General features: G+C 68.7%; 24 protein-coding genes and 2 pseudogenes. 13 read left to right on the top strand and 13 right to left on the bottom strand.

What is annotated here, in order from left to right:
- Nucleotides 1–9: 9 nt before the first annotated feature.
- The 3 genes from K9U37_RS11035 to K9U37_RS11025 form a co-directional block, all read right to left on the bottom strand.
- Entirely contained in the window at nucleotides 10–822 is an 813-nt protein-coding gene (locus K9U37_RS11035; RefSeq protein ID WP_372489498.1) for a hypothetical protein, read from the bottom strand.
- A 41-nt stretch (nucleotides 823–863) separates the two neighbouring features.
- Nucleotides 864–2,000, bottom strand: coding sequence for a peptidoglycan hydrolase RipC (gene ripC / locus K9U37_RS11030; RefSeq protein WP_243073326.1), 1,137 nt, complete (start codon nucleotides 1,998–2,000; stop codon nucleotides 864–866).
- A gap of 168 nt (nucleotides 2,001–2,168) precedes the next feature.
- Nucleotides 2,169–2,390 (bottom strand): hypothetical protein, encoded by a 222-nt coding sequence (locus tag K9U37_RS11025; RefSeq protein WP_243071724.1) that lies wholly within the window; start codon nucleotides 2,388–2,390, stop codon nucleotides 2,169–2,171.
- Nucleotides 2,391–2,504: 114 nt separating this feature from the next.
- Between K9U37_RS11025 and K9U37_RS11020 the strand changes: the two are divergent.
- Nucleotides 2,505–4,316 (top strand): annotated as a pseudogene (locus K9U37_RS11020) (DEDD exonuclease domain-containing protein); the annotation flags it as partial.
- On the opposite strand, the gene trpD reads toward K9U37_RS11020, so the two are convergent.
- Nucleotides 4,254–5,336 (bottom strand): anthranilate phosphoribosyltransferase, encoded by a 1,083-nt coding sequence (trpD, locus tag K9U37_RS11015; protein WP_372489497.1) that lies wholly within the window; start codon nucleotides 5,334–5,336, stop codon nucleotides 4,254–4,256. The pseudogene K9U37_RS11020 and the gene trpD sit on opposite strands and share 63 nt — an antisense overlap.
- Before the next feature lie 112 nt (nucleotides 5,337–5,448).
- Here trpD and ctaE point away from each other — a divergent pair, with 112 nt between their 5' ends.
- From ctaE to qcrB, 4 genes are read left to right on the top strand one after another with little or no spacing between them, the layout of a single operon-like run.
- Complete coding sequence (ctaE, locus tag K9U37_RS11010; RefSeq protein ID WP_243071723.1) at nucleotides 5,449–6,060, top strand: aa3-type cytochrome oxidase subunit III; 612 nt, start codon at nucleotides 5,449–5,451, stop codon at nucleotides 6,058–6,060.
- Between the two features lie 47 nt (nucleotides 6,061–6,107).
- Nucleotides 6,108–6,914: a cytochrome bc1 complex diheme cytochrome c subunit gene (gene qcrC, locus K9U37_RS11005; RefSeq protein WP_243073324.1), complete on the top strand. Its 807-nt coding sequence runs from the start codon at nucleotides 6,108–6,110 to the stop codon at nucleotides 6,912–6,914.
- A 5-nt stretch (nucleotides 6,915–6,919) separates the two neighbouring features.
- On the top strand, nucleotides 6,920–8,104 hold the full coding sequence (qcrA, locus tag K9U37_RS11000; RefSeq protein WP_372489564.1) for a cytochrome bc1 complex Rieske iron-sulfur subunit: 1,185 nt from the start codon (nucleotides 6,920–6,922) through the stop codon (nucleotides 8,102–8,104).
- On the top strand, nucleotides 8,101–9,741 hold the full coding sequence (gene qcrB, locus K9U37_RS10995) for a cytochrome bc1 complex cytochrome b subunit (RefSeq protein WP_243071721.1): 1,641 nt from the start codon (nucleotides 8,101–8,103) through the stop codon (nucleotides 9,739–9,741). Before qcrA ends, qcrB begins: the two co-directional genes overlap by 4 nt.
- A gap of 346 nt (nucleotides 9,742–10,087) precedes the next feature.
- Here the strand turns inward: qcrB and K9U37_RS10990 are convergent, their stop codons facing one another.
- The 4 genes and pseudogenes from K9U37_RS10990 to ctaC all read right to left on the bottom strand — a co-directional run bounded on the left by K9U37_RS10990 (nucleotide 10,088) and on the right by ctaC (nucleotide 13,284).
- The gene (locus K9U37_RS10990) at nucleotides 10,088–10,804 is read right to left on the bottom strand and encodes a DUF2561 family protein (RefSeq protein WP_243071720.1); all 717 of its coding nucleotides are present in this window, start codon (nucleotides 10,802–10,804) and stop codon (nucleotides 10,088–10,090) included.
- A pseudogene (locus K9U37_RS10985) lies at nucleotides 10,804–11,640 on the bottom strand (MmpS family transport accessory protein). Before K9U37_RS10985 ends, K9U37_RS10990 begins: the two are co-directional and overlap by 1 nt.
- Before the next feature lie 172 nt (nucleotides 11,641–11,812).
- Nucleotides 11,813–12,232, bottom strand: a complete 420-nt coding sequence (locus K9U37_RS10980; RefSeq protein WP_243071718.1) for a cytochrome c oxidase subunit 4 — start codon at nucleotides 12,230–12,232, stop codon at nucleotides 11,813–11,815.
- Nucleotides 12,233–12,243: 11 nt separating this feature from the next.
- Complete coding sequence (gene ctaC, locus K9U37_RS10975) at nucleotides 12,244–13,284, bottom strand: aa3-type cytochrome oxidase subunit II (RefSeq protein ID WP_243071717.1); 1,041 nt, start codon at nucleotides 13,282–13,284, stop codon at nucleotides 12,244–12,246.
- A 208-nt stretch (nucleotides 13,285–13,492) separates the two neighbouring features.
- Between ctaC and asnB the strand changes: the two genes are divergently transcribed.
- Nucleotides 13,493–15,424 (top strand): asparagine synthase (glutamine-hydrolyzing), encoded by a 1,932-nt coding sequence (asnB, locus tag K9U37_RS10970; RefSeq protein ID WP_243071716.1) that lies wholly within the window; start codon nucleotides 13,493–13,495, stop codon nucleotides 15,422–15,424.
- A gap of 130 nt (nucleotides 15,425–15,554) precedes the next feature.
- On the opposite strand, the gene K9U37_RS10965 is transcribed toward asnB, so the two are convergent.
- Nucleotides 15,555–16,529, bottom strand: a complete 975-nt coding sequence (locus tag K9U37_RS10965; protein ID WP_243071715.1) for a carbohydrate kinase family protein — start codon at nucleotides 16,527–16,529, stop codon at nucleotides 15,555–15,557.
- A gap of 191 nt (nucleotides 16,530–16,720) precedes the next feature.
- Between K9U37_RS10965 and K9U37_RS10960 the strand changes: the two genes are divergently transcribed.
- Nucleotides 16,721–17,398: an Rv0361 family membrane protein gene (locus tag K9U37_RS10960; protein ID WP_243071714.1), complete on the top strand. Its 678-nt coding sequence runs from the start codon at nucleotides 16,721–16,723 to the stop codon at nucleotides 17,396–17,398.
- Between the two features lie 24 nt (nucleotides 17,399–17,422).
- Here K9U37_RS10960 and K9U37_RS10955 read toward each other — a convergent pair whose 3' ends face one another.
- On the bottom strand, nucleotides 17,423–17,776 hold the full coding sequence (locus K9U37_RS10955; RefSeq protein ID WP_243071713.1) for a HesB/IscA family protein: 354 nt from the start codon (nucleotides 17,774–17,776) through the stop codon (nucleotides 17,423–17,425).
- A 91-nt stretch (nucleotides 17,777–17,867) separates the two neighbouring features.
- On the bottom strand, nucleotides 17,868–18,947 hold the full coding sequence (locus K9U37_RS10950) for a glycerate kinase family protein (protein WP_243071712.1): 1,080 nt from the start codon (nucleotides 18,945–18,947) through the stop codon (nucleotides 17,868–17,870).
- Between the two features lie 70 nt (nucleotides 18,948–19,017).
- On the opposite strand from K9U37_RS10950, the gene K9U37_RS10945 reads away from it, so the two are divergent.
- The 5 genes from K9U37_RS10945 (at nucleotide 19,018) to K9U37_RS20485 (ending at nucleotide 22,972) form a co-directional block, all read left to right on the top strand.
- A complete protein-coding gene (locus K9U37_RS10945; protein WP_243071711.1) occupies nucleotides 19,018–19,671 on the top strand; it encodes a DUF3043 domain-containing protein in 654 nt (217 codons plus the stop codon).
- 14 nt (nucleotides 19,672–19,685) lie between these two features.
- Nucleotides 19,686–20,210 carry a bifunctional adenosylcobinamide kinase/adenosylcobinamide-phosphate guanylyltransferase gene (locus tag K9U37_RS10940; protein ID WP_243071710.1) on the top strand — a complete coding sequence of 175 codons (525 nt, stop codon included), beginning with the start codon at nucleotides 19,686–19,688 and terminating at the stop codon, nucleotides 20,208–20,210.
- Nucleotides 20,210–21,247: a nicotinate-nucleotide--dimethylbenzimidazole phosphoribosyltransferase gene (cobT, locus tag K9U37_RS10935; RefSeq protein WP_243071709.1), complete on the top strand. Its 1,038-nt coding sequence runs from the start codon at nucleotides 20,210–20,212 to the stop codon at nucleotides 21,245–21,247. Before K9U37_RS10940 ends, cobT begins: the two co-directional genes overlap by 1 nt.
- A 2-nt stretch (nucleotides 21,248–21,249) precedes the next feature.
- The gene (locus K9U37_RS10930) at nucleotides 21,250–22,002 is read left to right on the top strand and encodes an adenosylcobinamide-GDP ribazoletransferase (protein WP_243071708.1); all 753 of its coding nucleotides are present in this window, start codon (nucleotides 21,250–21,252) and stop codon (nucleotides 22,000–22,002) included.
- Nucleotides 22,003–22,489: 487 nt separating this feature from the next.
- A complete protein-coding gene (locus tag K9U37_RS20485; protein WP_372489496.1) occupies nucleotides 22,490–22,972 on the top strand; it encodes a transposase in 483 nt (160 codons plus the stop codon).
- On the opposite strand, the gene K9U37_RS10915 is transcribed toward K9U37_RS20485, so the two are convergent.
- Together K9U37_RS10915 and gcvT are read right to left on the bottom strand one after the other, a co-directional pair.
- On the bottom strand, nucleotides 22,969–24,075 hold the full coding sequence (locus tag K9U37_RS10915; RefSeq protein WP_243071705.1) for a branched-chain amino acid aminotransferase: 1,107 nt from the start codon (nucleotides 24,073–24,075) through the stop codon (nucleotides 22,969–22,971). The genes K9U37_RS20485 and K9U37_RS10915 overlap by 4 nt on opposite strands.
- A 22-nt stretch (nucleotides 24,076–24,097) precedes the next feature.
- A complete protein-coding gene (gene gcvT, locus K9U37_RS10910; protein WP_243071704.1) occupies nucleotides 24,098–25,198 on the bottom strand; it encodes a glycine cleavage system aminomethyltransferase GcvT in 1,101 nt (366 codons plus the stop codon).
- Nucleotides 25,199–25,238: 40 nt separating this feature from the next.
- Between gcvT and K9U37_RS10905 the strand changes: the two genes are divergently transcribed.
- Nucleotides 25,239–26,756, top strand: a complete 1,518-nt coding sequence (locus K9U37_RS10905) for a leucyl aminopeptidase (RefSeq protein ID WP_243071703.1) — start codon at nucleotides 25,239–25,241, stop codon at nucleotides 26,754–26,756.
- Nucleotides 26,757–26,778 lie beyond the last annotated feature (22 nt).

Below are 26,778 nucleotides of genomic sequence, written 5' to 3'. Positions count from 1 at the left end.
CCTCACACGCTATCGGGTCAGCCACCGCGCCCAGCGCGCACGCAGCTCTGTCATGTCCGCGTCGAATGCGCGGCGCACCGCGGTGGCGAAGTCGCCGTGGCGCGGACCGCACGCTTCGACGTAGAGCCGGCGCAGCGCGTCGAGGCCGTAGTCGTCGGCCATGAAGCGGGCGAACCACCACGCCCGGTCATAGCCCATCGCCCGCTGCGGGCCGGCCGTGTCCAGCTCGGCGTCGGTGGGCAAAGCGGTGTTGGCCGCCGCGCCGGGGGGCAGTACCGTGGGCGGGCGGGCGACGAAATCGGCCACCCCCTCGACCAGCCAGCGCGGCGCATCCGGGGCGGTGTCGGCGCGGGCGGCGAGGTGAAAAAGTTCGTGGGTCAACACAATTCGCAGTGATGCGTCGCTCATCTTCACCGCACCCGGGGCGAACACGATCCGCTGGCCGGTGGCGCTGTGATGCGGCAGGTCGACTCGGTCGGCCACCGAGACGGCGGCGATGTCGGTCCACTGGAGGCGTGGATCGAGCCCGGCCTGCGCAACGAACTGCGCGTCGGAGTCGGTGGCAATCAGCACGATGTCGCGGTCCCAGTCGGTGCCCCAGAACTTCTCGACGGCATTCACCGCGTCCCCGATGTCGCCAGCTATCCGAGTCAGCAGGCCGTCGGTGCGCGGGCCCCCCAGGCTGATGGGGTGCACCGTGCGACCGTCGCCGACGACAAGTGGCGCGGGCACGGGGTTCGGATTCGCCGTAGGTGCGCTCACCCGCTCGGGGGCTGCGACGAGAAGCAACGTTGCGGCGACGAGCTGGCCGATGAAGACCACCGCGAGGACGGCCGGGAACCAGCCCCGGGCGGGCCGGCCGATCAGTAGCGACGGATGTTGTAGATCGGCGCTTCATTGACCGGTGCAACGCGCACCGGCACGCCGAAGGTCGAGGCGTGCACCATCATCCCGTCGCCGATGTAGATGGCCGTGTGCGAGGCGTCGGAGTAATAGTTGACGACGTCGCCGGGCTGGATCTGATCCATCGAGACCGGCCGGCCGCCGGCGGCGAGCGCCTGGCTGGAGTGCGGCAGGAAGACGCCGGCCTGCTGGAACGCCCACATCACCAGGCCGGAGCAGTCGAACTGGTTGGGGCCCGAGCCGCCCCACACGTAGGGGTCGCCGACGCGGGTGAGCGCGGCCTGCACAGCGATGGCGCCTTCGTCGGTGCCCGGCCCCGGGGCGTGCACGGCAGCCATCGGGATGACCTCGGCGGAGGCCGGGGCCTCCGGCGGGGCGTCGACCGGCGGCAGCGGGTCGGGTGCGGGCGCGGCGAGGATCTCCGGCGGCGGGACCGGGCCGGGAGCGGCCAGCGCGGTGCGCTGGTCCGGCGTGAGCGTCTGGTAGCGCGACTTGACGATCGCGATCTGGACCTGCAGCTGCGACTGCTTGCGCTGCAGGTCGGCGCGCACGGCGGCAGCCTGCTCGGCGGCAGTCTTGGCGTCCGCGGCCGACTTGGCCGAGGCTGCCTCGGCCTCGGCGGCCTCGTTGGACAGCCGGCGGAAGCTCTGCATCTGGGCGGCCATCTCGGTGGCCATCACCTTCTGCACGGCCATCTTGTCGATCAGGCCCTGAGGCGACTCGGCGGTCAGGATTGCGTTCAGGCCATCGGTCCGGCCACCCAGGTACACCGCGGCAGCAAACTTGTCGACGGCACCTTGATAGGTAGCCAGCTGGCCTTTGGCGTTGTCGACGGCGGCCAGGTCGTCAGTATGCTTTTTCTCAGCGGCGGCCCGCGCTTGCAGCTTGTTGTCGAGGTCAAGCTCAGCGGAATGCATTGATTCGGTGAGTTGCTCGGCCTGCCGCGACAGCTCTTGGAGCTTTGCCACACCGTCGTCGGACGGGTCGGCGTGCACAGTGCCGCTTATAACGGCGGAGAAAACTACGAGGCCCGCAATTCCACCCACCACAGATCGCCGAAGAACGCGTTTAGCCAGGCAATTGCGGTCAAACCTCAAGATTGCGCGTCCTTTGAGTGCGGTCGACGCCTTCTGCATCGAGCTGCCCTTGGTCTCGAACAGGTTACGAAATGGCATCGGCGTTGTCCAACGTGAGACGAAAATTTAACAAATTATCAGTAACTTGCGCCACACCAGTCACAACCTGATGACCAACCTACCAGGGCGTCAACTCGCCAGGCCCGGCCCCCCGTCCCGATGGATCGGAACCAGGCGCAGGCGGGGAGCCAAACCGGCCTCCGCGAGCACCTCCAACGCGGCCCGCTCATCGGAGAGCAATGTCTCTGGCACTCCCAGCAAAACACTCACCACACAGTCGCGGCACCCAGGGCCGCGTACTGCACAGTCATCGCAATCGATGACGACCGGCTCGTCGGGCTGAGTTCCCATATCAGGTCTCCTCTCGTCAGCCTCGGCCGCACGCTATCGGGGGGTACCGACAAGAACCTGCCGCACGGAGGGGCTGCCCGATCCTGTCGGTGCGACTGCTTACCGTCGACAGCTGTGGCCGGCTCAGCGACTGACGCGCAACTCAGTTTCGCCGATGTCGACCCGGCCGCCGACATCTCACTTCGTGAGACGACATTCGTCGTCGTCGACCTCGAGACCACCGGGGGCCGGGCCACCGCGTCGGCCGACGGCTCCCGCGACGCCATCACCGAGATCGGGGCCGTGAAGGTCCGCGGTGGAGAGGTACTCGGCGAGTTCGCCACCTTGGTCGACCCGCAGCGGGCCATTCCGCCGCAGATCGTCCACCTCACCGGCATCACCACCGCGGTGGTCCGCGACGCCCCGAGCATCGCCAGCGTGCTGCCGATGTTCCTGGAGTTCGCCCGCGGCGCGGTGCTGGTGGCGCATAACGCGGGCTTCGACATCGGGTTCCTCAAGTCGGCCGCCGAGCAGTGCGGCATCAGCTGGCCGCGCCCGCCGGTGCTCTGCACGGTGCGGCTGGCCCGCCGGGTGCTCACCCGCGAGGAAGCACCCAGCGTCCGGCTTTCGACGCTGGCCAAACTGGTCGGCTCGGCGACCCGGCCCACCCACCGTGCCCTCGACGACGCGCGGGCCACCGTCGACGTGCTGCACGCGCTGATCGAGCGCGTCGGCAATCAAGGGATCCACACCTACAGCGACCTGCACGGCTACCTGCCCAACATCTCCGATGCGCAGCGCAGCAAGCGGGTGCTGGCACAGCACATCCCGCACCGGCCCGGGGTGTATCTGTTCCGCGGCCCGACCGGCGAGGTGCTCTACATCGGGACGGCCACCGACCTGCGCCGCCGGGTCGTCCAGTACTTCAACGGTGCGGACCCGCGCGGCCGGATGAAGGAGATGGTGGCCCTCGCAACCGTCGTCGACCACGTCGAATGCGCCCACGCCCTGGAAGCCGGCGTCCGCGAGCTGCGGCTGCTGGCCGCCCATGCACCGCCCTACAATCGCCGCTCCCGCTTCCCGCACCGCTGGTGGTGGGTAGTGCTGACCGACGAGGCGTTCCCCCGGCTCTCCGTCGTCCGCCAACCGCGCCATGACCGCGCCATCGGCCCCTTCCGGTCGCGGGCCGACGCCGTCGACACCGCCGAGCTCGTCGCCCGGTTCAGCGGGGTGCGCACCTGCACGTCGCGCATCGGTCGCACCGCCGAGCACGGGCCGGCCTGCCCCGAGCGGGAGATCGCGCCGTGTCCGGCGCCGCGCGGGATCTCGGCGGCCGACTACGCCACCGCACCGGAGCGGGCGGCCGCACTGATCGACGGGTTCGACAACGCGGCACTGGGCGCCGCGGTGCAGCAGGTGACCGACCTGGCCGCCCGGTCGCGCTACGAGAGTGCCGCCCGGTTGCGCGATCAGACCGCCGCCGCCGTGGACGTGCTCTGGCGCGGGCAGCGGCTGCGGGCCCTGGCCGCAGTGGAGGAGCTGGTGGCCGCGGCACCCGACGGCGCGGGCGGCTGGCAGCTGGTGGTGGTGCGGCACGGGCAGCTGGCCGCCGCGGGAACGGCGCGGCGCGGGGTGCCGCCGATGCCGGTGGTCGACGCATTGCGGGCCGGGGCGCAGGCCGTCCTGCCGCAGCCCGCCCCGCTGGGCGGCGCGCTGGTCGAGGAGACCGCGCTCATCGCCCGCTGGTTGTCCGCTACCGGAGTGCGAATCGTCTGTGCCACAACAGGATTCGCATCATCGGTCAACTCAGCCGGGCCGTGGTCGTCCTGGGCCGCCACGGCCTGCTCGGCGCGACTGGCCGCCGAGCAGGCCCAGCGCCTGGACTCAGAGCTCCTGTGTGAAGCGCACCCAGCGCGCGAGGAGCTGCTCGGCCGCCCCCGAGTCGATCGCTTCGGCAGCCCGGCCCAGCCCCTCCTCCCAGGACGGCAGCCATTCGGCGTGGCTGGATAGCCCCGCGTGGGCCACCATCGCGCCCGCCGCGTTGAGGATGACAGCATCGCGGACCGGGCCCTTGGCGCCGCCGAGCACGTTGCGCGCCTCGGCCGCGTTGAACTCGGAGTCTCCCCCGACCAGCTCTTCGACGCGGGCCCGCGGGAACCCGAAGCCCAGCGGATCGAAGGTGAGCTTGTCGATCGTGCCGGCCTGCACCCGCCAGATCGTGCTCGTGGTGGTCGTCGTCAGTTCATCAAGGCCGTCGTCACCATGCACCACCAGGACGCTGCAGCGGCGCGCGGCGAAAACCCCGGCCATGACCTCGGCCAGGTCGCCGAAGGCGCAGCCGATCAGGCCCGCCCGCGGACCGGCCGGATTGGTAAGGGGGCCAAGCAGATTGAAGACGGTCGGAACACCGATCTCCCGGCGCGGCGCTCCGGCGTACTTGTAGGACGGGTGGAACACCGGGGCGAAGCAGAAGCCGATACCGATCTCGGCCACGCAGCGGGCCACCTCGTCGGGCCCCAGATCGATGCGGACGCCGAGAGCCTCGAGCATGTCGGCGCCCCCACTCTTCGACGACGCGGCCCGGTTACCGTGCTTGACCACCGGCACGCCGGCCGCGGCGACCACGATCGAGGCCATCGTGGACAGGTTGACGGTGTTGGCCTGATCACCGCCGGTTCCCACGATGTCGACGGTGTCGGTGCCGATGACGTCGGTCGGCACCCGGAGGGCGTAGCGCAGCATGGTATCGGCCAACTCACGCACCTCGGTGGCCGTCGGGCGCTTCATCTTCATCGACACGCCGAAGGCGGCGATCTGAGCCGGCGTCGCGGCCCCCGTCATGATCTGGTCCATCGCCCAGCCGCTCTCGCCGGGCGCGAGTTCCGCTCCGGCCGTCAACCGGCCCAGGACCTGCGGCCATGTCGAAATCGGGGCGCCGGACGGGGGCTGCGAAATGGGCTGCGTCACGCGCCGATACTCGCACGCCGGCCGGGAACTTCACAGCGCCGATCAACGACAGTTATGACTAATTCGGCCCCTGGCTGTACCTCGACAACTACAAAGCGTCATACTTCTTCATGTGACGAGCGCTGTTGGCACTTCAGGAACTGCGATCACATCGCGCGTACATTCGCTGAACCGGCCGAATATGGTCAGTGTTGGCACCATCGTGTGGCTTTCCAGTGAGCTGATGTTCTTTGCTGGACTGTTCGCGATGTACTTCACTGCCCGTGCTCAGGCCGGCGGGGTATGGCCGCCGCCACCGACCGAGCTGAACCTTTATCAGGCGGTGCCGGTGACGCTGGTGCTGATCGCGTCGTCGTTCACCTGTCAGATGGGTGTGTTCGCGGCCGAGCGCGGTGACGTCTTCGGGCTGCGCCGCTGGTACGTGATCACGCTCGTGATGGGCCTGTTCTTCCTGCTCGGCCAGGCGTACGAGTACGTCCAGCTCGTGACCCACGGCACGACGATCCCGGGCAGCGCCTACGGCAGCGTCTTCTACCTCGCCACCGGCTTCCACGGCCTGCACGTGCTCGGCGGTCTGATCGCGTTCGTGCTTCTGCTCATCCGAACCCGGATGAGCAAGTTCACGCCGGCGCAGGCGACCGCTGCCATCGTCGTGTCCTACTACTGGCACTTCGTCGACATCGTGTGGATCGCGCTGTTCGCGACCATCTATTTCATCCGTTGATGAGAAGGGGTTCGATGCTCAAGAAGATGGGGCGGTTCGGATCCGGGATGAGCGACAAGTCGCGCCGCCGACTACGTCGCCGTCTGACTGGCGCGCTGCTGCTGCTGGTCGGCCTCGGAGTCGCTGGAGGGCTTGCCGCCACACTTACTCCTACGCCGCAGGTGGCGGTCGCCGACGAATCGCAGTCGGCACTGCTGCGCACCGGTAAGCAGCTCTACGACACGGCCTGCATCACCTGCCATGGCGCCAACCTGCAAGGTGTTCAGGGCCGCGGGCCCAGCCTGATCGGCGTCGGCGAGGCCGCTGTCTTCTTCCAGGTCAACACCGGCCGCATGCCGGCGATACGCGGCGAAGCCCAGGCTCCCCGCAAGGCCCCGGCCTTCGACGAGGCCCAGACCGATGCACTGGGCGCCTACATCCAGGCCAACGGCGGCGGACCGCTGACCCCCCGCGACGCCAACGGGCAGATCGCCGTCCAGTCGCTGATCGGCAACGACGTGGCACGCAGCGGTGACCTGTTCCGCCTCAACTGCGCGTCCTGCCACAACTTCACCGGCAAGGGCGGGGCGCTGTCGTCGGGCAAGTACGCGCCCGGCCTGACCGACGCCTCACCGGCGCAGATCTACACCGCGATGCTGACCGGTCCGCAGAACATGCCCAAGTTCTCCGATCGCCAGCTGTCGCCGGAGGAGAAGAAGGACATCGTCGCCTACGTCCGGATGGCGGCCCACACACCGAATCCCGGTGGCTACGGGCTCGGCGGGCTCGGGCCCGCTCCTGAAGGTATGGCGATGTGGATCATCGGCATGGTCGCCGCCATCGCGGCGGCGCTCTGGATCGGGGCGAGGGCATGAGTGATATGCAGGGCAGTGACACCTCGAGCACCGGGGTACCCGGTCAGCCGACCGACGAGCTCCTCGCGCAGATGTCGCGCGAGGAGCTGGTCGAACTCGGAGGCCGCATCGACGGCGTCGAGACCATCCTCAAGGAGCCGCGCTGGCCCGTCGAGGGCACCCGCGCCGAGAAGCGCTCCGAGCGCTTGGTGGCGTTCTGGCTGATGCTCGGCGGTGTCAGCGGCCTGCTGCTGCTGGTGGTCTTCCTGTTCTGGCCGTGGGAGTACAAGCCGGACCACACCAAGGGCAACTTCCTCTACAACCTGGCCACACCGATGTACGGCCTGACCTTCGGCCTGTCGATCCTGGCGATCGGCATCGGAGCGGTCCTGTTCCAGAAGCGGTTCATCCCGCAGGAGATCTCCGTCCAGGAGCGCCATGACGGCGCGTCCTCGGAGCTGGACCGCGAGACGGTCGCGGCCAACCTCACCGACGCCCTCGAGGGTTCGACGATCAAGCGCCGCAAGATGATCGGGATGTCGCTGGGCATCGGCATCGGCGCCTTCGGCGTCGGCACCCTGGTGGCCTTCATCGGCGGCCTGATCAAGAATCCGTGGAAGCCGGTCGTTCCGACCGCCGAGGGCAAGAAGGCCGTGCTGTGGACCTCCGGCTGGACCCCCCGCTTCGAGGGCGAGACGATCTATCTGGCCCGGGCCACCGGCCTGCCGGGTGAGTCGCCGTTCGTCAAGATGCGCCCGGAGGACATCGATGCCGGCGGTATGGAAACGGTGTTCCCCTGGCGCGAGTCCGACGGCGACGGCACCACCGTCGAATCGCACGAGAAGCTGTCCGAGATCGCCCTGGGCGTGCGCAACCCGGTGATGCTCATCCGCATCAAGCCGATCGACATGTCCCGCGTGGTCAAGCGTCGGGGCCAGGAGAGCTTCAACTTCGGTGACCTGTTCGCCTACACCAAGGTGTGCTCGCACCTGGGCTGCCCGGCATCGCTGTACGAGCAGCAGACCTACCGCATCCTGTGCCCGTGCCACCAATCGCAGTTCGACGCACTGCAGTTCGCGCGGCCGATCTTCGGACCGGCCGCACGAGCGCTGGCACAGCTGCCGATCACCATTGATCAAGAGGGCTACCTGGTCGCCAACGGCGACTTCATCGAATCCGTCGGACCCGCATTCTGGGAGCGCACATCATGAGTTCCTCCAAGATCGCCGAACGCCTGGCCAAGCAGGGCGACGCAATCGACTCGCGCTATCACCCGTCGGCTGCGGTCAGACGACAGCTGAACAAGGTCTTCCCCACCCACTGGTCGTTCCTGCTGGGCGAGGTGGCGCTGTACAGCTTCATCGTCCTGCTGCTCACCGGCGTGTACCTGAGCCTGTTCTTCGACCCCTCGATGACTGAGGTCACCTACAACGGCGTCTACCAGCCGCTGCGCGGTGTGCAGATGTCGCGGGCCTACGAGACGACGCTGGACATCAGCTTCGAGGTGCGCGGCGGCCTGTTCGTCCGCCAGATCCACCACTGGGCCGCACTGATGTTCGCCGCGGCGATCATGGTGCACCTGGCTCGCATCTTCTTCACCGGCGCGTTCCGCCGGCCCCGTGAGGCCAACTGGGTCATCGGCTCGCTGCTGCTGATCCTGGCGATGTTCGAGGGTTACTTCGGTTACTCGCTGCCCGACGACCTGCTGTCCGGTATCGGCCTGCGCGCCGCGCTCTCGTCGATCACCCTGGGCCTGCCGATCATCGGAACCTGGCTGCACTGGGCGCTGTTCGGCGGCGACTTCCCGGGCAACATCATCATTCCGCGGTTGTACGCGCTGCACATCCTGATCATCCCGGGAATCATCCTGGCGCTCATCGGGATTCACCTGGCGCTGGTGTGGTTCCAGAAGCACACCCAGTTCCCCGGCCCGGGACGGACCGAGAAGAACGTCGTCGGCGTCCGCGTCATGCCGGTGTTCGCGGTGAAGTCCGGCGCGTTCTTCGCCGTGATCGTCGGCGTCCTCGGCCTGATGGGCGGTCTGCTGCAGATCAACCCGATCTGGCAGTTGGGCCCCTACAAGCCCTCGCAGGTCTCGGCCGGCAGCCAGCCCGACTTCTACATGATGTGGACCGAGGGTCTGGCCCGTATCTTCCCGCCGTGGGAGCTCTACTTCTGGCACCACACCGTGCCGGCGGCCTTCTGGGTGGCCATCGTGATGGGTCTGGTGTTCCTGCTGCTGACGATCTACCCGTTCCTGGAGGCCAAGTTCTCCGGCGACAGCGCCCACCACAACCTGCTGCAGCGTCCGCGTGACGTTCCGGTGCGAACGGGCATCGGCGCCATGGCGATTGCCTTCTACATGGTGCTGACGCTGGCCGCGATGAACGACATCATCGCGTTGAAGTTCTACATCTCGCTCAACGCGACGACGTGGATCGGCCGCGTCGGCATGCTCGTACTGCCGCCGCTGGTGTTCTTCGTCGCCTACCGCTGGGCGGTGGGCCTGCAGCGCAGCGACCGAGAGGTGCTCGAGCACGGTGTCGAGACGGGAATCATCACCCGTCTACCGCACGGCGCCTACATCGAGCTGCACCAGCCGCTCGGCCCGGTCGACGACCACGGCCACCCGATTCCGCTGGAATACCAGGGAGCCGCGATACCCAAGCGGATGAACAAGCTGGGCGCCAGCGGCGCACCGGGCCATGGCAGCTTCCTCACTGCCGACCCGGCCTCCGAGGATGCTGCGCTCAACGCGGCCGATCACGCGACCGAGGTCAAGGCGCTCACCGCGCTTCGGGAGTGGCAGGACGACGAGTCCGGGCCGAACGGCAACGGCCGGCACTAGAAGTCACAACGGCGAAAGCCCCGGGTCTCGGCCCGGGGCTTTCGCCGTTGTGGGCGAGTCGTCTGTGGGCGATGTGGAGCCGACGTCTTCCGATCGCGGCCGCCGCCGCGTGATGCACGGTGACAGCGGCTGGATCGGAAATCTGTTGCTGCAGGTCCAGGCCATCTTTGAGCGCGTAGAACATCGCGTTCTCGACGTGCTGCGTGAATTCCGGGTGCGCGTCGGACCTGTCGTTGGGTGGCGGCGCGTTGCCGCTTCTTCTTCGGCGGCATCGCCTCGTAGGCGTGCGCGCAATGCGCGTTCTGCGCGCTCGTGTACCGGTATCCCGGTCAACTGCTCCGAGCCCCTACTCGGCCTGGGCTTCGTCCAGCGCGGCGTGCAGCTGACGCAGATAGAACACCGGGAGCACCGGCATCGCGACGGTGACGACGGCCGCGAGGCCCAGCGCCACCCATGCGCCGGTCTGATTGTCGACGGCCAGAAGATAGGTCGCGAGCGAAACCCCGACCAGGGCCAGGCCGATCGCACCCAGCAGAGTTATTGTGCCGCGCAGCCACAGCCGGTCCAGCTCGGTCGCCGGGATGAGCAAGTCTGCCCGCCGGGTCGCCGAAGACTGGGCGAACGCAGGCTGATACGGCTCGTACGGGTCGACGGTCGCGCCGAATACCTTGAGCTTCTCGGTCGGCGCCTCTGTGGGCCGCACGGGGGCCGCGGCCGGCGTTTGTGGCGGCGGCGCGGCAGCCTTGGTCGCCGTCGCGGCGGCCGGCAGGACGGGCACGGCCTGCGCTGCGCGGCGGGCCCGGATCAACAGCGGGATGGCGCCGACGATGATCAGCGCCGAGACGGCGATGACGCTGTAGAGCACCCACGTCGTGTGTTTGCCTTCGCCGCCGATGGTGTGGCCGCGGCCGAGGTCGACCAGCGCGACGATAGCAATGACCGTCACCGCTAGCAGCACCAGCCAGATCGCTCCACACACACCGACCAGGACGCGGTCCACCGTCTCCGGCGACCGGTCGTCGTCTTGTGTCCCGACCACGGCGACCTCCGATTCACGCGCCATCAGCAGCTCGTCTGCGCTGAGTTGTTCTGGTTCGACGAGAGCACGGTCCCGTCGCTAGTGGTGATCGAGCAGTTCAGCTTGCTGACCAGGAACAGGCTGGAGGCCTGTACCGAGCCGACGTCGGACTGCGAAATCGGTGTGACCGTCAGCGACCACGGGATGTAGACGTTTCGCTGGGTGCGGCGACGCCCTGAGGCGTCGACATACGTCACGGTGATGATGTCACCGGGCGCCTTGGTCCCCGTCACCGAGTAGGTGACCTGTCGCGGCCCGGCCGGTGTGGTGGTCGTCGGGGGCGGCGGCGGCGTCGTCGTCACCGGCGGCGGTGCCTCCGTCGTGACGGGCGGCGGCGGTGGTGGTGGTGGCGGCGGTTCCGGCGTCACCGTCACCGGTCTCGGTGGGCGGCGGCGGGGGCGGTTCCTCGGTGGTCGGCGGGGTGGCGGAGGTGGCGGCGGCACCGTCGTGGTGATCTGGTCCTGCACCGGCGGCAGCGACACTGTCGTGGTGGTCTTGGGGGTGGCCAGCTTGTCGGTGTCGGTGCTGGTCACCAACAGCGATACCGACACCACCAGGGCGACCGCGGCGATGATGGCCGTGACACCCACGACCCACGGCCATTTCGGCGGTTCGGTGTCCTCGATGACCTCGGGTGCGGAGTCGTAGGTGTCGTAGTCGTAGAGCCGGGGATCGGGTGCGACGAAGGGGCCCGCGGTGTACTGCTCGGACTCCGGGGCGGAATAGGCCCGGTGGAAGCCGGTATCGGTGACCTGGTCGTCCCGGTACTCGTCGGTCGGCTGACCGCTGGGCTCCTCATCTGGCGGATTCGGCCCGCTCATCCTCGCCTGTCCTCTTTCGACTACATCACCGCAGCACGCGGGCCAAGGACTGGCGCGCAGCATGCCGACGCCTCGCATTGCCCCGGCTGAACCCTACCCAACCAGGCCAGCGGGGCGCGTCACAGCACACCGTAGCGCGTCAAGTGACGCCTCGATTGTGACCTTCGGGCGCTCAGTGCTTTTCGGGACCGACGTAGTACTCGAAGACGAGTCCGGAAACCGCGCCGAGCACGAACACGACGCCGGCCACGATCAGCCACGGCAGCCACAGGGCGGCGCCGACGGCGGCGGTCGAGAAGGCCAGTGCGATCAGGATCGGCCACCAACTGTGCGGGGCGTAGAACCCCAACTCCCCTGCGCCGTCGCTGATCTCAGCATCCTCGTAGTCCTCGGGCCGGGTGTCGAGACGACGGGCCACGAAACGGAAGAATGTGCCGATGATCAACGACAGGCCCGCGGTGAGCACCAGCGCGGTGGTGCCCGCCCACTCGATGCCGCCGTTACCGAAGACCGCCGTGAGCACGCCGTAGACGATCGAGGCAAGGACGAAGAAAGCGGTCAGGATCTCGAACAGCCTGGCTTCGATATGCATGAGCTAGTCCCCTACTTGCTCGCCTGCGGGATTACCTGCTGGCCCCGCCGGGTGTCGAACGGGTGGGTGCTGATCGCGACCGGCGACTGGTTGATCGCCTGCAGCGCTTCGGCATTCGTCTTACCTGCGATGCGCGCGTTCATGTAGGCCTTGAAGTCGTCGGCCGACACCACCCGGATCTCGAAGTTCATCATCGAGTGGTAGGTGCCGCACATCTCCGCGCACCGGCCGACGAACGCACCGGTCTGCTCGATCTCGGCCACCTGGAACTTGTTGTCCGAGTGGTTGGCCGCCGGATCCGGGAAGGCGTCGCGCTTGAACAGGAACTCGGGCACCCAGAACGAGTGGATGACGTCGGCGGAGGCAACCTGGAACTCGATGCGCTTGCCGACCGGAACCACCAGGACCGGGATCTCGTAACTGGTTCCCAGCGTCTCGACCTTGTCGAAGTTCAGGTAGCTGCGGTCCTCGGGGTTCAGGCCGCGCACCGCACCGACCTTCTCCTCGCCGCTGCGTGCGTCCACCCCCTCGGGCTTGGAGACCATCGCGGCCTTGGGGGCGTTGTCTGCGCCGTCGTAGTTGAACGTGCCGTCTTTGAAGGCGATCTTCTGGTAGCCGAACTTCCAGTTCCACTGAAAGGCGGTGACGTCGACGACGACCTCGGGGTTCGGCTCCTTGTGCAGCATCTTCTCCTGCACGACGACCGTGAAGTAGAAGAGCACCGAGATGATCAGGAACGGGATGACGGTCAGCACCAGTTCCAGCGGCATGTTGTAGCCGAACTGGCGCGGCAGCTCGTCGCCGGAGCCCTTCTTCTTGCGGTGGAAGGTCACGGTCCAGAAGGTCAGACCCCACACGATCACGCCGATGACGAGAGCGGCAGCGACGGAGCCGACGAACAGGTCACGGTTGGCGTGCGCTTCCGGAGTGATGCCCTTGGGCCAGCCTAGGCCCAACACTTCCTGCCAGCTGCACCCGCTGAGCGACAGCGCCAGCACACCGATGGTGACGGCCAACGCCACCCTACGGAGCCGGGAACCGCGGGTCTTCACTTTGGCGCCTCCTGTTTCAGGTCCTGCCCATGGCCCTAATGAACCGCATTTTTCTCATCGCGGGAACTTTTTCGCGAATCGAATACTACGCAGCGTAGACCACGCGGGATCACCAAGCCCGACACACCTCCAATTCGGTCGTGTTCCGTCATATCCTCGACGGTGCCGCGCGTTCGACGCACTCCCGACGTGCGGCATACTTGGCCGCGTGTGCGGACTGCTTGCCCTGGTTTCAGCCCCGGCAAGCGGCATCACCTCCCAGACCGTCGAGGCGGTGGCCGGCGCGTCGCCGCTGATGCGCCACCGCGGCCCGGACGAGCCTGGGACGTGGGCCGATGACCAGGTGGTGCTCGGCTTCAACCGGCTGTCGATCATCGACATCGCGCACTCTCACCAGCCCCTGCGGTGGGGCCCGCCCAGCGAGCCGGACCGCTACGTGCTGGTGTTCAACGGCGAGATCTACAACTACCTCGAGCTGCGGGCCGAACTCGCCGAGCGCGACGGCGCGGTGTTCGCCACCGATGGTGACGGCGAGGCCGTCGTGGCCGCCTACCACTACTGGGGCACCGAGGCGCTGGCCCGGTTGCGCGGCATGTTCGCCTTCGCGCTCTGGGACACCCGCGACCATCAGCTGTTCTGCGCAAGGGACCCGTTCGGCATCAAGCCGCTGTTCATGGCGACCGGCCCGGGCGGCACCGCGGTCGGCAGCGAGAAGAAGTGCCTGCTCGACCTCGCGCCGGTGCTGGGCCTGGACACCGTGATCGACGAGCGTGCCGTCCAGCACTACACGGTTCTTCAGTACGTACCCGAGCCCGAGACGCTGCACCGCGGTATCCGGCGGCTGGAGTCCGGCTGCTACGGGTTGATCCGCCCCGGTGAGGCGCCGAAGGTCAGCCGGTACTTCGTGCCGCGGTTCGCCGCCACACCGTTCACCTCGGGCGGCGAGCAGGCCCGCTACGACGAGATCACCGCCGTCCTCGAGGATTCGGTGGCCAAGCACATGCGCGCCGACGTGACGGTGGGTGCTTTCCTGTCCGGCGGCATCGACTCCACCGCGATCGCCGCCCTGGCGATCCGCCACAACCCGAGGCTGATCACCTTCACCACCGGCTTCGAGCGCGAGGGCTTCTCGGAGGTCGACGTGGCGGTGGCTTCGGCAGAGGCCATCGGCGCACGGCACGTCGCCAAGGTCGTCAGCCAGTCCGAGTTCGTGACCGCGCTGCCCGAAATCGTCTGGTATCTCGACGAACCGGTGGCCGACCCGGCATTGGTGCCGCTGTTCTTCATCGCGCGCGAGGCTCGCAAGCACGTCAAGGTGGTGTTGTCCGGCGAAGGAGCCGACGAACTCTTCGGCGGCTACACGATCTATCGGGAACCGTTGTCGCTCAAGCCTTTCGACTATCTACCCCGCCCGGTGCGCAAGTCGCTGGGCCGGGCGTCGCGGCCGCTGCCCGAAGGTTTGCGCGGCAAGAGCCTGCTGCATCGCGGCTCGCTGACGCTCGAAGAGCGGTACTACGGCAATGCCCGCAGCTTCTCCGACGACCAGTTGCGCGCGGTGCTCCCCGGTTTCAAGTCCAGCTGGACGCACGCCGACGTCACCGCCCCCATCTACGCCGAGTCGGCCGGCTGGGATCCGGTGGCGCGGATGCAGCACATCGATCTGTTCACCTGGCTGCGCGGTGACATCCTGGTCAAGGCCGACAAGATGACGATGGCCAACTCACTGGAGCTGCGGGTGCCGTTCCTGGATCCCGAGGTGTTCGCAGCGGCCTCCCGGCTGCCGTTCGACCAGAAGATCACCCGCACCACCACCAAGTACGCACTGCGCCGCGCGCTGGAGCCGATCGTGCCGCCGCACGTGCTCAACCGGGCCAAGCTGGGTTTCCCGGTTCCGATCCGGCACTGGCTGCGCGCCGGCGAACTGATGGACTGGGCCTACGGCATGATCGACGCCTCGCAGGCCGGACAGTTCGTCGACACGGCCGCCGTGCGCACCATGCTCGACGAGCACCGCGCCGGGGAGGGCGATCACAGCAGACGGCTGTGGACGGTGCTGATCTTCATGCTGTGGCACGCCATCTTCGTCGAGCACAGCATCGTGCCCACGATCAGCGAGCCGCAGTACCCCGTGCAGCTCTAGCTCGACTCGGGCAATCAGCTCTGGCTCGACGACGATGCGCGGCGGACGCCGCGAGGAGGAGTCGGGCAATCAGCTCTGGCTCGACGACGATGCGCGGCGGACGCCGCGGGGAGGAGTCGGGCGATCAGCTCTAAGCGAGGGCAGCGGAAATCTCTGCGGCGGCCTTGGCGCCGTAGGCGCCCGCCAACCGGGTCTTGGCCACCTCCGGATCCCACGTCCAGTTCTGCGTGCCGGTGGTCTCCAGTACCAGCACCGCGACCAGGGAGCCTAGCTGCGCGGCGCGTTCCAGCCCCAGGCCTGCACTGCGCGCGGTCAAGAAGCCCGCCCGGAACGCGTCGCCCACACCGGTCGGGTCGACCTGCGCGGTCTCCGGCACGACGCCGACGTGGATGTTGGTGCCGTCGGCGCTGACCAGGTCCACACCCTTGGCGCCCCGGGTGGTGACCCGCAGGCCCACCTGGGCCAGCACGTCGGCGTCGGTCCAGCCGGTCTTGGACAGCAGTAAGTCCCACTCGTAGTCGTTGGTGAACAGGTAGGTGGCGCCGTCGATGAGCTGTTTGGTCTGATCGCCGGACAGCCGGGCCAGCTGCTGGGACGGGTCGGCGGCGAAGGCCAGGCCGAGCTTGCGGCACTCGTCGGTGTGCAGGAACATCGTGTCCGGGTCGTTGGCACCGACTATCACCAACTCGGGCGTGCCGATGGCCTCAACGACGTTGGCCAGCTTGATGTTTCGCGCCTGCGACATCGCCCCGGGATAGAACGAGGCGATCTGGGCCATGTCCACGTCGGTGGTGCACACGAAGCGAGCGGTGTGGGCGGTCTCGGAGATGAGCACGTTGTCGCAGTCGACGCCGGCAGCCTCGAGCCATTCGCGGTAGTCGGTGAAGTCCATCCCGGCGGCACCCACCAAGGCGGCGCTGCCGCCGAGCACGCCGATGGCGTAGGCCATGTTGCCGGCGACACCGCCGCGATGCACCACGAGATCATCGACGAGGAAACTCAGCGAGACCTTCTTCAGATGCTCGGCGAGAAGTTGTTCGGAGAACCGCCCGGGAAAGCGCATCAGGTGGTCGGTGGCAATGGATCCGGTTACCGCGATGGTCACGAAGCGTCCGCCCTTCATTTGATAGGTGATCTAGGTAACGATGCCCGCGTAACGCGGCCGTTCATTTCCCCCAGGGTGCGCTAGCCTGCGTACAAGTGCCGACTATATGGCCCGGCCTCGGCGCCGATGTGGCCGGTACTTCAGTATTCCCTCCGAGACTGTATTCCCTCCGAAGACCAGGAGACGCGTCGATGGCTGACCCCTTTCCGCCGCCCCAGCAGGCCGGCGCCGAGGGCCAACCGTTCTCCGGGTCCCCCGCCTACGCCGAGCCGTACCCCGACGTCCGCTTCGGTCCCGCCGGGGCCCCGGCGCCGGGCACCCCGTATCCCTGGGCGTATCCGGGGATACTGCCGCCACCGGTGAGCTATCCGCAGCAGAAACCCCGCCGTCGCAGGGCGTTGTGGTTGAGTCTGGCCGCTGTGGTTCTGGTCGCGGCTGTCGTGGCGGCAGCGCTGACCATCCGCACTACGCGCCCGGCAACCCCGGCCGGTGTGTTCACCGACGCCGCAACCAAGGCGACCATCCAGAGCTACCTCACCGCGCTGTCCAACGGCGATACCGAGACGATCGCGCGAAACAACCTGTGCGGCATGTACGACGGGGTCAAGGACCGCCGCGGGGATCTGGCGCTGGCGCGGCTGGCCAGTGATGCCTTTCGCAGGCAGTTCACCCGCGCCGAGGTAACCTCGATCGACAAGATCGTGCTGTCGTCGTCGTATCAGGCGCAGGTGCTGTTCACCATGACGGTAGCGCGGGCGTCCGGCGCGCGCGGCAGCCGGGCCGAGGAGCAGGGCGTGGCGCAGGTGCTGCGCCAGGATAATCAGCTGCTGGTGTGCTCGTATCTGTTGCGAACGGCCGCCCAATACTGAGCGGCCGCTGCACAGGCTGTTCGGTTAGTTGAACGAGTCGCCGCAGGCGCAGGAGCCGGTGGCGTTGGGGTTGTCGATGGTGAAGCCCTGCTTCTCGATGGTGTCGACGAAGTCGACCGTGGCGCCCTGCACGTAGGGGGCGCTCATCCGGTCGACGGTCAGGGTGACGCCACCGAACTCCGCGGTGAGGTCACCGTCGAGAGCGCGATCGTCGAAGAACAGGTTGTAGCGCAGGCCGGCGCAGCCGCCGGGCTGCACGGCGATGCGCAGCGCCAGGTCATCGCGGCCCTCCTGGTCGAGCAGCGACTTCGCCTTGGAAGCCGCGGCGTCGGTCAGGGTCACGCCGTGCGTTGCGGTCGACTGATCGGAAACAGTCATTACGTCTCCCTCATGCAGATGTCTGTCGTGGGTTCCCGTGGCGGTTAGGCCCACCTCATCAACGGTACCTTGTCCGGCGGCTATTCCCGACTCAAGCCGGCTGGAGCCCGCTCGCCGTCCGGCAGGCCAGCCCGGCCAGTTGGTTGGCTGCGTCGTCGATCGCCAGCCGCACCGAGCCTGCGTGGTCGGCAATCGAGTAGGCGGCGGCGATACCGGCCTCGCCCAGCGCGGCCGGGTCCAGCGTGACCTGGCCGGCCAGCACGATCACCGGGATGCCGCGTGCGCGGGCGCCGTCGGCAAGTGCGCTGACCACCTTGCCGTGCAGCGACTGGTCGTCGAAGCGGCCCTCGCCGGTGACGATCACGTCGGCCGCGGCGATGTCGCGCGCCAGCCCGGTGTGTTCGGCGATAACGGCCGCGCCCGAGGCGCGGGTACCACCGAGAGCCAGCAGCGCGGCGCCCAGTCCCCCGGCCGCGCCGGCCCCCGGCAACGGGCTGACCGGATGTCCGGCCAGCGCGTCGAGCTTGGCCGCCCAGGCCGTCAGCCGTTGTTCGAGGATCTCGACCGTCGCCGGGTCGGCACCCTTCTGGGGCCCGAAGATCCGCGCGGCGCCCATCGGCCCGAGCAGCGGGTGCTCGACGTCGGTGGCCGCGATCAGCGCGACCCCGTCCAGCTCGTCGCGCGCCTGCCGGAGGCCGCCGAACGCGTCGATCAGACCGCGGCCGCCGTCGGTGCAGGCGCTGCCGCCCAGGCCGACCACGATCGTGGTGGCACCCGCCCTCAGCGCGGCGTCGACGAGCTGGCCGACACCGCGGCTGTGCGCGGCGGCCGCGGTCTGCTCGGTCGGCGGACCGCCGAGCAGCGCAAGCCCGCAGGCCTGGGCGCACTCGATGTAGGCGGTCGCCGTGTCCGCGGCGTACACCCATTCGGCGTCCACATCTTCTTCCAGCGGTCCCGAGACCCGGCTACGCCGCACCCCGCCCGCCCGGCCGGCCAGTACCCCGACGAAGCCGGGCCCGCCGTCGGACTGCGGCGCCAGGGTGAGCCGGTCGGCACTGCGCGCCCGCCGCCAACCCGTCGCGATGGCGTCGGCGGCCGCCACGGCGGTCATGCTGTCGCCATAGCAGTCCGGGGCGATCAGCACCTGCAATCCCGCCTCGACGCCCGTCATTCCTGCAGCGTAAGGCCCGGCATCGCAAGGTGCATGCCGGGCTGGTGGCGCGGCGAAGTAACCTGTCAGCGTGAAGCTGCTGGGCCGAAAGAACGATGACGGCGACGCGCCGGAGGCCGAGCCGACGCCGGTCGAGGATTCCGCGTCGACACGCTCCACGCCGCCCAAGGGCAGGCCGACGCCCAAGCGAAGCCAGTCCGCCAAGCGCCGCGGCCCGGTGGCGCCCGCCCCGATGACCACCTCCGAGGCACGCAAGCGTCGCAAGGAGATGCGCGCGACGCTGACCAAAGAGGAGCGCCGGACCGAGAAGCTCGAGCGGCGCGCCGCCATGAACACTCGCCGCGAGAAGATGATGGCCGGCGAGGAGGACTACCTGCTGCCGCGCGACAAGGGGCCGGTGCGCCGCTATGTCCGTGACATCGTCGACTCCCGACGTAACCTGCTCGGCCTGTTCATGCCCGCGGCGCTGTTCATGATCTTCGTCATGCTCGCCGTGCCGAAGGTTCAGCTTCTCATCTCTCCGGCGATGCTCGTGCTGATGGCGATCATGGGCGTCGACGCCGTGTTGTTGGGCCGCAAGGTGAACAAGGCGGTGGATGCCAAGTTCCCCGACAACACCGAAGGCCCTTGGAAGCTCGGGCTTTACGCCGCGGGACGGGCCTCGCAGCTGCGCCGCATGCGTGCCCCGCGACCTCGGGTCGAGCGCGGCGCCAAGGTCGACTGACTCAACCCGGAACTGTGCGCACACTGGTGCTCGGCGGAATCAGGTCGGGCAAATCACGATGGGCCGAGTCGGCGATCGGCGCCGACAGTGCCGTCCGCTATCTCGCCACGGGCCCTGTCCCCCGCGCCGATCCCGCCTGGGCGGCGCGGGTCGACGCGCACCGCGACCGCCGCCCCGTGACCTGGCAGACCGTGGAGAGCGTGGACGTGGCCGCGCAATTGCGGGCCGCGCCGCATGCCGCGACCCTGGTCGACGACCTGGGTGGCTGGCTGACCGCAACCCTGGATCGCCGCGGCTGGGATGACGGTTCGGTTGCCGATGACATCGACGAATTGGTTTCCGCCGTCGAGGGTTTCAGTGCCCCGCTGGTGTTGGTGAGCCCCGAGGTGGGACTGGCCGTGGTGCCGGCCACCGCGTCGGGCCGCCGGTTCGCCGACGAACTGGGCACCCTCAATCAACGACTTGCCCAGTGCTGCGAGCGTGTGGTCCTGGTGGTGGCGGGACTGCCCCTGCCGGTCAAACCGACGGAGGTTGTGTGATGGAGTTCTCCGCGGTCACTCCGCCCGACTCGCGCGCCGGCGCGGCCGCCCGCCGAAGGCAGGACATCCTGACCAAGCCGACGGGTGCACTGGGTCGGCTCGAGGATCTGTCGGTGTGGGTGGCCTCCTGCCAGGGTCATTGTCCGCCAAGGCAATTCGAACGGGCACGGGTGGTGGTGTTCGCGGGCGACCACGGCGTGGCCCGCGCCAGCGTGTCGGCATACCCGCCGGAGGTCACCGCGCAGATGATAACCAACATCGGCGCCGGGGGCGCGGCGATCAACGTCCTGGCCGAGGTGGCTGGCGCGACGGTGCGCGTGGTCGACGTGGCGGTGAACACCGACGAACCCGCCGGGCGGTACAAGGTGCGCCGCTCCAGCGGTAACATCGCCATCGAGGATGCGCTGAGCGAGGACGAGGTGCTCGCCGCCCTCGAGGTGGGCCGTCGGATCGCCGACGAGGAGGTCGACGGCGGCGCCGACCTGCTGATCGCCGGTGACATGGGCATCGGAAACACCACAGCGGCAACGACATTGATCGCCGTACTGACCGACACCGAGCCGGTGGCGGTGGTGGGCCGCGGCACCGGTATCGATGATGCCGGCTGGTCACGCAAGACCGCAGCCGTACGCGACGCGATGTACCGGGGTCGCCGGTTGCGGTCCGAACCGGTCGCGTTGTTGCGCACCTGCGGCGGCGCGGATCTGGCGGCGATGGCCAGCTTCTGCGCGCAGGCCGCGGTGCGGCGCACTCCCCTGCTTCTCGACGGTCTGGTGGTGACGGCGGCGGCGCTGGTCGGTGATCGGATGGCGCCGGGTGCGAGGTCCTGGTGGCAGGCCGGGCACCGCTCCACCGAGCCCGCACACACCCTGGCATTGGACCAGCTCGGCCTGGAGCCGATCGTCGACCTGGGCCTGCGCCTGGGCGAAGGTACCGGCGCCGCGGTGGCGCTACCGCTGGTCCGCGCCGCGATCGCAACGTTGGCGTCGATGGCGACCTTCGAGGACGCCGGCGTATCCGACAAAGCGCCGGACTGACCGTGTTCGGCTCGCTGGCAACGGCTTTCGCGTTCGGGACGGTGCTTCCGATCCCGTCGCGCGGGGCCGGCGTCGGACGGGCGACGATGACGGCACTGCCGGTGGTGGGCGCCGCACTCGGGGTGGTCGCCGCTGCGGTGCTGTGGGCTGGACAGTGGGCTTTCGGGCCGCACAGCGCGCTGGCCGGGATGCTGACGGTGGCCGCGCTGCTGCTGGCGACCCGCGGCCTGCACATCGATGGTCTGGCCGACACCGTCGACGGCCTGGGCTGCTACGGGCCCCCCGAGCGGGCCTTGCAGGTGATGCGCGACGGATCGGCGGGCCCGTTCGGGGTGGCCGCGGTAGTGGTGGTGCTGACGGCACAGGGTCTGGCGTTTGCCGCTGCGCCGCCCGGGCTGAGCGGAGCCGCGGCCGTCGTCACGGCGGTGGCGAGCGGGCGGGTGGCCGCCGTGCTGGCCTGCCGTCGCGGGGTTCCGGCTGCCCCGGGCAGCGTGCTCGGTGAGCAGGTCGCCGGGAGTCAGCCGTCCGCCGTGGTGGCGCTGTGGGCGGTGTTGGCGGTGGCCGTGTCCGTCACCGCGACGCCCCGCCCGTGGCAGGGGCCGGTTGTCGTGGTGGCGGCGTTGGTGGTCTCGATTTTCCTGGTGGCCCACTGCGTGCGCCGGTTCGGCGGTATCACCGGAGATGTGCTTGGTGCAGTGGTGGAGCTGACGACGACACTGACGGCGATCGGGCTGTTGACGTCCTCCCCGCAGTGAAACTGCGAGGATTCCTCGTGCCGGCCGGCTGTCTCGATAGGCGCGTTCATGCGGCTATCGCCGTAGGCTGGTCGGTAGTGGAGGTTCGCGCCGAGCGGCTCTGTCGCATCACAGCCTTGGCTTTACGCCTCGCGTTGATGCGCGCCACTGACCTCCGCGAAGGCGGATGCCTGCGGCCTCGCCGCTTGCGTGCTGATGCACTACGGCTGGACTTCGGCGACTCGTCGACGTCCTGACGATGCCCCCAGCCCTGTTGGGCTGACGGCAAGTCCAGCCGATCGACCCCATCGACCTGGATGCGGACGTGCAGTCCGAGGTAGGCCGAAACCAGGTCGCGATCTTCGGTGATGCCGCACTCGCAGCGGTGGGTCCGTTGCGAAAGCGGTTTATTCTTGCGGTTCCCGCACAGGCAGGTTTGCGACAAGGCGGTCGTGCTTGACGCAACATCTCCACCAGCAACCCGGGTGCCCGGTCGCGCACCGACCACGTGCATGTGCTGGTCGCTTATCCACCCACGCTCGCAATTTCCGTTCTTGCGCAGCGACTCAAGGGCCGCACCGCCTACGCGGGACGGCGCGAATTCACCGGCGCATGTGTTTGCGCCCGCATGCGTGGCCACCTCTGGTCGCCCTCCTACTTCGCCGTCTCCTTCGGAGGCGCACCCCTGTCGATCATCAAGCAATACATCGACCGACAAGCTCGGCACCGACATGGTGGCCCGCTGGTGTGGCGAGGAGTTCGTCGTCCTCCTGCGCGATTGCGACATCGACGACGGGGCGGCCGTCGCCGAGAAGATCGGCGCACGAATCGCCGACACCAGGTTCGACGGCGCGGGATCGGCGACCGTCACGTCAGCATCGGTGCCGCCGAACTGGCCGACGACGATGACGTCGCCTCCTGGCTGGCACGCGCCGACGAAGCGCTCTACAAGGCGAAACGGTCCGGCCGAAACGCCGTGCGGGCCGACTAGCTGAGCCGGGCCATCCAGCCGTGCGTGTCGGCGAAGGTGCCGCGCTGGATGCCGGTGAGTGTGTCGCGCAGCGCCATCGTCACCTCGCCGGGCTCACCGTCGGCGATGGTGAACTCCCCCTCGCCGAACTTCACGTGGGAGACCGGAGTGATGACGGCGGCGGTGCCGCAGGCGAAGACCTCGGTGATCTCACCGGTGGCCGCGCCCTTCTGCCACTCTTCGACGTCGATCTTGCGTTCCTCGACGGCGAACCCGGCATCGCTGGCCAACTGCAGCAGCGAGTCGCGGGTGATGCCCGGCAGCAGCGAACCGCTCAGTTCGGGCGTGACCAGCCGGGCCGAGCCGCCGCTGCCGAAGACGAAGAACAGGTTCATCCCGCCCATCTCCTCGACGAAGCGGCGTTCGATGGCATCGAGCCACACCACCTGGTCGCAGCCGTGCTCGGTGGCCTGGGCCTGGGCCAGTAGCGAAGCCGCGTAGTTGCCGCCGAACTTGGCCGCGCCGGTGCCGCCGGGGCTGGCGCGCACGTACTCCGTCGACAGCCACACACTGACCGGCTTGATACCGCCCTTGAAGTACGCGCCGGCCGGTGAACCGATCACCAGGTAGCGGTACTCCGAGGCCGGTCGCACCCCGAGGCCCGGTTCGGTGGCGATGACGAACGGCCGCAGATACAGCGACGCCTCCCCGCCGGCGGGCGGAACCCACGGCTCGTCGACCGCGATCAGCTGCCGCAGCGACTCGATGAACACGCTTTCGGGCAGCTCCGGGATGGCCAGCCGGCGAGAGGACGTCCGCAGCCGCGCGGCGTTTGCCTCGGGCCGGAACGACACGATCGACCCGTCGGTCCACCGGTAGGCCTTCAGCCCCTCGAAGACCTCCTGCGCGTAGTGCAGGACGATCGCAGACGGATCCAATTCGATCGGGCCGTACGGCAGCACCCGGGCGTCGTGCCACCCCAGCTCGTCGGTGTAGAGCACCGACACCATGTGGTCGGTGTGATAGCGGCCGAAACCAGGGTCCTTCAGGATCTGACCGCGTACCTCGTCGCTCGCCGGATTCGCGTTGCGCTCAACCGTGAATTCGAGGGGACCGATGGTCATACGGCAATTGTAGACCGGGCGGCTAGTGGGTTTTGACCTCGACAAAAGGTGGTTTGACCACCTCGCACTCCAGAGCGCGGCCCCGCACGTCGACGTTCACCAGCGCGCCGTCCTCGATACCGGCGTCGGCCTCGACGAGGGCGAGGGCGATACCGACTTTGAGTGTCGGCGAGAACGTCCCGGACGTCGTCACGCCCACCGGCTCGGATCCGTCGAGCACGGTGAGATCGGGACGCAGCACTCCGCGGCCGACCGCGCGCAGGCCGCGCAGCAGCCGACGGGGTCCGGCCTGCTTCTCGGCCAGCAGGGCGTCGCGGCCCCAGAACGCATCCTTCTTCCAGCCGATCGCCCAGCCGCACCGGGCCTGCAGCGGCGAGATGTCCAGGGAGAGTTCGTGGCCGTGCAGCGGGTAGCCCATCTCGGTGCGCAGCGTGTCGCGCGCTCCCAGACCGGCCAGCTGACCGCCGGCCTCGCCGACCGCGCTCACCAGCGCCTCGAACACCGTCGGGGCCGCCTGCCACGAAGGCAGCAGTTCGTAGCCGTGCTCGCCGGTGTAGCCAGTCCGGCAGACCCGCACCGGCACGCCGGAGTACTCGGCGTCGGCGTAGCCCATGTAGTCCATGTCGGTGGGCAGGCCCAGGGCGGCCAGCACGTCGGAGGAGCGTGGTCCCTGCACCGCGAGCACCGCATAGGACCGGTGCTCGTTGGTGATCGAAATGCCTTGCGGCGCAACCTTTTGCAGTGCCTCCACCACGGCCGCGGTGTTAGCCGCGTTGGGCACCAGGAAGATCTCGTCGTCACTGACGTAGTAGGCGATGAGGTCGTCTATCACGCCGCCGCCCTCGGTGCAGCACAGCGTGTACTGCGCCTTGCCCGGACCGATCCGGCGCAGATCGTTGGTCATCGCGGAGTTGACGAACTCCGCCGCACCGGGTCCCACCACGAGCGCCTTGCCGAGGTGGCTGACGTCGAACAGGCCGACCGCTTCGCGGGTGGCGGTGTGCTCGCTGACGGTGCCGGCGTAGGACACCGGCATCAGCCATCCACCGAAGGGCGCGAAGGTGGCACCCTGTTCGCGGTGCTGGCTCTCGAGGGGGCCGTGCAGCAGGTCGGTGTCGGTCACGACGAACAACACTAGCGCCTGCCGTTTAGTGTGAATCCTCGTGAGCACCGAACCCGGATACACCGCGCCTGCCGTCACCGTCGCCAGCTCGCTTCCCAAGCGGGGCGTGGGGTCAGCGGTGCTGATCGTTCCCGTCGTCACCGACTCGGACAACGACGCCGCACCGAAGGTGGTCGGCGGCCCGTTCCTCGACGCCGAGGCCATCGGCGAGATCGAGGTGGGCCTGCGCGCACTGGGCGCCAAGGGCGCAACCGAGCAGGTCGCCCGCCTGCACGTGCCGACACTGCCGGTGGGCAGTGTGCTGGCCGTGGGGCTGGGAAGCCCGCGCGACGAATGGCCTGCCGAGGTGATCCGCCGTGCCGCCGGGGCGGCGGCACGCTCTCTGACGGGGGTCGAGGCCGTCATCACCACGCTGACCGAACTGCACCTGGAGGCCGCGATCGAGGGCCTGATCCTCGGCAGTTACCGGTTCACCGAGTTCCGCAGCGCCAAGACCGCACCCAAGGACCCGGCACTGTCGAAGATCACCGCGCTGAGCACCGCCTCGTCCGCCAAGAAGGACGCCGCGCGGGCCACCGCGATCGCGACGGCGGTCAACACCGCCCGCGATCTGGCCAACACCCCGCCCAGTCATCTCTTCCCGGCCGAATTCGCCAAGCGCGCACAGACTTTGGGCGAGGCCGCCGGACTGGAGGTCGAGGTGCTCGACGACAAGGCTTTGGCCAAGGGCGGTTTCGGCGGCATCGTCGGCGTGGGCAAGGGCTCGTCGCGCCCGCCGCGCCTGGTGCGGCTGACGTACCGGGGCGCGAAGGGCGAGGGGGCCAAGCGGGTCGCGCTGGTCGGCAAGGGCATCACCTTCGACACCGGCGGCATCTCCATCAAGCCGGCCGCCTCGATGCACCACATGACCTCCGACATGGGCGGTGCCGCCGCGGTGATCGCCACGGTTGTGCTGGCCGCCCGCCAAGAGCTTCCGATCGACGTGATCGCAACGGTGCCGATGGCCGAGAACATGCCCTCGTCGACCGCGCAGCGCCCCGGTGACGTTCTCACCCAGTACGGCGGAACCACCGTCGAGGTGCTCAACACCGACGCCGAGGGCCGATTGATCCTGGCCGACGCGATCGTGCGGGCCTGCGAGGACAAGCCGGACTACCTGATCGAGACCGCGACGCTGACCGGCGCGCAGACCGTCGCACTCGGGGCGCGTACTCCGGGTGTGATGGGCAGCGACGAGTTCCGCGACCGGGTGGCCGCGCTGTCCCAGCGCGAGGGCGAGAACGCCTGGGCCATGCCGCTGCCCGAGGAGCTCAAGGACGACCTGAAGTCCTCGGTGGCCGACCTGGCCAACGTCAGCTCGCAGCGCTTCGCAGGCATGCTCGTAGCCGGAGTGTACCTGCGCGAGTTCGTCGCCGACGGCGTGCAGTGGGCCCACATCGACATCGCCGGGCCGGCCTACAACACGTCGGGGCCGTGGGGCTACACCCCCAAGGGCGGCACCGGGGTTCCCACGCGGACGATGTTCGCGGTCCTGGAAGACATCGCCGCGAACGGCTAGCGCACCTTGGGCCGGATCGGCT

This window comes from Candidatus Mycolicibacterium alkanivorans, from assembly GCF_022760805.1.
Classification (GTDB): Bacteria; Actinomycetota; Actinomycetes; order Mycobacteriales; family Mycobacteriaceae; genus Mycobacterium; species Mycobacterium alkanivorans.
This window is presented reverse-complemented; position numbering and strand designations above follow the sequence as displayed.

What these genes read in the sequence shown, in the direction of transcription:
- K9U37_RS11025 (WP_243071724.1), bottom strand. Translation starts at nt 2,390, where the DNA reads ATGGGAACTCAGCCCGACGAGCCGGTCGTCATCGATTGCGATGACTGT.
- qcrC (WP_243073324.1), top strand. Translation starts at nt 6,108, where the DNA reads ATGAGCGACAAGTCGCGCCGCCGACTACGTCGCCGTCTGACTGGCGCG.
- qcrA (WP_372489564.1), top strand. Translation starts at nt 6,920, where the DNA reads ATGCAGGGCAGTGACACCTCGAGCACCGGGGTACCCGGTCAGCCGACC.
- qcrB (WP_243071721.1), top strand. Translation starts at nt 8,101, where the DNA reads ATGAGTTCCTCCAAGATCGCCGAACGCCTGGCCAAGCAGGGCGACGCA.
- K9U37_RS10990 (WP_243071720.1), bottom strand. Translation starts at nt 10,804, where the DNA reads ATGGCGCGTGAATCGGAGGTCGCCGTGGTCGGGACACAAGACGACGAC.
- K9U37_RS10980 (WP_243071718.1), bottom strand. Translation starts at nt 12,232, where the DNA reads ATGCATATCGAAGCCAGGCTGTTCGAGATCCTGACCGCTTTCTTCGTC.
- K9U37_RS10960 (WP_243071714.1), top strand. Translation starts at nt 16,721, where the DNA reads ATGGCTGACCCCTTTCCGCCGCCCCAGCAGGCCGGCGCCGAGGGCCAA.
- K9U37_RS10955 (WP_243071713.1), bottom strand. Translation starts at nt 17,776, where the DNA reads ATGACTGTTTCCGATCAGTCGACCGCAACGCACGGCGTGACCCTGACC.
- K9U37_RS10950 (WP_243071712.1), bottom strand. Translation starts at nt 18,947, where the DNA reads ATGACGGGCGTCGAGGCGGGATTGCAGGTGCTGATCGCCCCGGACTGC.
- cobT (WP_243071709.1), top strand. Translation starts at nt 20,210, where the DNA reads ATGGAGTTCTCCGCGGTCACTCCGCCCGACTCGCGCGCCGGCGCGGCC.
- K9U37_RS10915 (WP_243071705.1), bottom strand. Translation starts at nt 24,075, where the DNA reads ATGACCATCGGTCCCCTCGAATTCACGGTTGAGCGCAACGCGAATCCG.